This is a genomic window from Bifidobacterium vansinderenii (assembly GCF_002234915.1).
In the GTDB taxonomy this organism is placed as follows: domain Bacteria; phylum Actinomycetota; class Actinomycetes; order Actinomycetales; family Bifidobacteriaceae; genus Galliscardovia; species Galliscardovia vansinderenii.
Genome location: NZ_NEWD01000051.1, coordinates 1 through 2459 on the forward strand (window position 1 = coordinate 1; position 2459 = coordinate 2459).

The 2459-nt window shown below is 41.9% G+C and carries 2 protein-coding genes; both read right to left on the reverse strand.

Annotated elements, in window-relative coordinates; genetic code table 11:
- A partial coding sequence (locus Tam10B_RS12645; RefSeq protein WP_143248659.1) for a glycosyltransferase family 2 protein occupies window positions 1–883 on the reverse strand: 883 nt, incomplete at its 3' end.
- 11 nt (window positions 884–894) lie between these two features.
- The gene (locus tag Tam10B_RS12650; protein ID WP_093961592.1) at window positions 895–2046 is read right to left on the reverse strand and encodes a glycosyltransferase WbsX family protein; all 1152 of its coding nucleotides are present in this window, start codon (window positions 2044–2046) and stop codon (window positions 895–897) included.
- Between the last annotated feature and the right edge of the window lie 413 nt (window positions 2047–2459).

Genomic DNA, 2459 nt, shown 5'->3' on the forward strand with positions numbered 1-2459 from the left:
CCTCCCTATAAACGTGAATAAACTGACCGCGATCCCGGATACTAAGTAAACGGGTCAACAAAGACTCAATTAAGAAGTAATACAGCAAATCAGCTTGTACGCGATCCTCGCCAGTTGATGTAAGCAAGTCACCAAAAGCGGAACGTACCTTTCGCGCATTCGATATATGCCTAATCGTTGCGGTGTTCTTCATCATTGATGTAGAACTGGCTATATTATAATAATAAGAATTTACTAATTTGAGAGTCTTTACACACGTACACTCAAGAAGCATAAGATATGAAAATATCGTATCCTCTCCAAGCGATATGTCCTTGTATTCCTCAAATTTGTCTGCAACATTTTTAGCACAAGATGTGCGATACATCTTATTCCATCGGGACACAAATAGATAGGAAGAAATAGCTGATCCTTCGACCGGATCCAAAAGATGTCGACGAAGGAAAGAAATCTCCTCCCCTTTATAAATTCGGTCTTCTTTTAGAGAAAAGGCCGTAAGCATATGTCGATCGTCGTGATAAAAACCGGCAGCTACAACGTCTGTGTCCAGATCAAGAGCCTGCACAAAATTAGCAATATAATCTGAACCAATATAGTCATCGGGATCCATAAATACAATATACTGTCCCGAAGCCTGACGAATACCGGCGATAGTAGCATCTACCAATCCGCCATTTTCCTTCTGAATAACCAGCACCCGGGAATCTTCCACGGCGAAATCATGTAACTTCTCCGTGGACGTATCCGTAGACCCATCATTAACCAATATGATTTCCAGCTGTCGATAGGACTGATGAAGAATCGCGTTTACAGAACTCTCCAAATACATTTCCTGGTTATAAACAGGAACAACAACGGAGACAAGTGGCTGCACTAATGACATATCTAGACCCTTCACTTGTCATCTCTTTCCGGATATACCGGAAATTCGTTATTTTCAATCAGCGCTTTGCGAATTGCTTCAAGATTGCCATAGCCAAATCGTTCATCAGGCTCTAGATAACCGCCCTCTGCCCACTCATTCCAGGCATACATAAACAACATATCCTTGTGATAGATATCCCTCGCACGCCTAATCTGCTGGGAAAGATACTTTTCAAACTTTTCAGGGGTATCACCCACGAACGCTTGCCCCTTTTCTCCCTTTCGTGGGGTATTGTCCCAAGTCACGAAAGCAGCAGGCACATTCTTTTCCGTTTCCGGAGTACGTTCCAATACCTTCTTCCAAACCGCGTCATAGTCAACTTCGACGCCCTTGTTAAAGAAACCGGCTCCATAACGCATAAGGTCGAAACCAAACCTACGCTCAACAATGCCTGCTACCTTACGGCGAATAGCTTTAAGATACTTATGATTATCTTTCGTCATATCATGCTGGGCATAAAGCGGCTGAAATTCGATATCATAATCAAATCGCGAGTCATCTTTGTTCTGCTGCAGATCGAAATCAATGTTCTGATACGCAAAAGTCAGACCAGCAAAACCATTCTCCCGAGCTAATTGCTGCCAATAATCAAGCATATCATTAAGACACTCAATCACTTCAGGACGATAAATCACCACGAGAGGTTTGCCGTTCTCGGTGATGTAACGACGATCTTTGAAGAAGGGAAGCAGATAATTGAAATGATCGGCCCATTCTTTCTTCTCACCATAGTGCTGAGGAATAAGTACCTTCGTCTCGCCTACCCACGCCCTAGTCCACGGCTCATTTGCCCAGCAAACACAGAAAGGAATATCAACCTCCGGATTCTTAAGCATATTCTCCATCGGTTTTTCCAACAGCATCTTTCCGCCAAACCAATAATGGTAATAGCAGAATCCGTATACACCATACTTCTTAGCGAGGTTCGCCTGCCATACCTGGACCTCTGGATCCAACAAATCATAATAGTTCTTATTAAGGGGAACTCGCGGCTGCTGATGTCCAGAAAACAGAGGCTTGGCCTTCTTAACATTCACCCATTCGGTAAAGCCCTTTCCCCACCATTCATTGTTCTCAGGGATCTCATGAAACTGGGGAAGATAAAAAGCAATAACTTTCATATTGAAATATCTCTTTCTCTTATATACCTTCGGCTAGGATACAATTAATATAATTAACGCGAAACTCTTTTTCTTCTCAGTAAACAAAAACGTCTACTGGATCTGTTATAAAATTTTTCCAAATATTTTGACGGATAAAAGAGGAAATCAAGAAAAGGCGTTTTTGAACAAAGCATTGCAATTAAAACCGGGGCCAATATTCCGACTCCTGTTCCCACCAAAACTTGTATCCAATAATTCCGCCACCCCGCATAATTGAGTCCAATACGTATTCCAGCAGTAAAGATGGTGTGCAATAAATATATTGGAAAGGAATATTTGCAGATCAACAATAAAACTTTTGCAAAAAGACTAAACTTAGTGATCAAAGTAATAAAACAGATACTTGCGGCGATGCCCAGAGCTTCACCTGC